The organism is Microbacterium sp. 69-10 (genome assembly GCF_001897945.1).
GTDB lineage: Bacteria > Actinomycetota > Actinomycetes > Actinomycetales > Microbacteriaceae > Microbacterium.
Map to the genome: position 1 here is coordinate 138267 of NZ_MKRT01000019.1, position 587 is coordinate 138853.

Here is a 587-nt window from a genome sequence, read left to right on the forward strand (position 1 = left end):
GCCCAGCGCGTCCAGCGGCGTGGAGATGACGGCGAGATCGCCGTCGTGCACGGCATCCTGCCAGTCGGAGATCGCGGCGGGGTCGACCGCACGGATGTCGCGGACGATGTCGCCCGGGTACTCGCCCAGGAAGAGCGGATCGAGGAACCAGCGGTTGAACTGCCCGTCGATGCGGCGCGCGGCGGCGATGTCGAGCGGATCGTCGCCATCGGCAGGGTCGGCGACGGTGAGGTTGAGCGTGATCCCGAGATCGAGGTCGGCGTCGCGCGCGCGCAGCGCCTGCACGGCCTGGCCGTGTGCGAGCAACAGATGGTGCGACGCGAGCAGGCCGTCGCGGATGCTCGTGCGACCGGGCGCGTGCACGCCGGCCGTGTACGAGAGGAACGACGAGCACCACGGCTCGTTCATGGTCGTCCAGTGCTGCACGCGGTCGCCCAGTGCGTCGTGCACGCTGAGCGCGTACTCGGTGAAGCGATCCGCGATGTCGCGGTCGGTCCAGCCGCCCTGCTCCTCGAGCGCCTGCGGCATGTCCCAGTGGTGCAGGGTCAGCCACGGCACGATGCCGGCGCCGAGCGGCTCGTCGACGA

General features: G+C 71.0%; 1 protein-coding gene. It reads right to left on the reverse strand.

The window, feature by feature from the left end; translation table 11 throughout:
• Positions 1-587, reverse strand: a 587-nt coding sequence (locus BGN97_RS08185; protein WP_292699922.1) for a family 1 glycosylhydrolase, incomplete at both ends; no start/stop codon positions are given.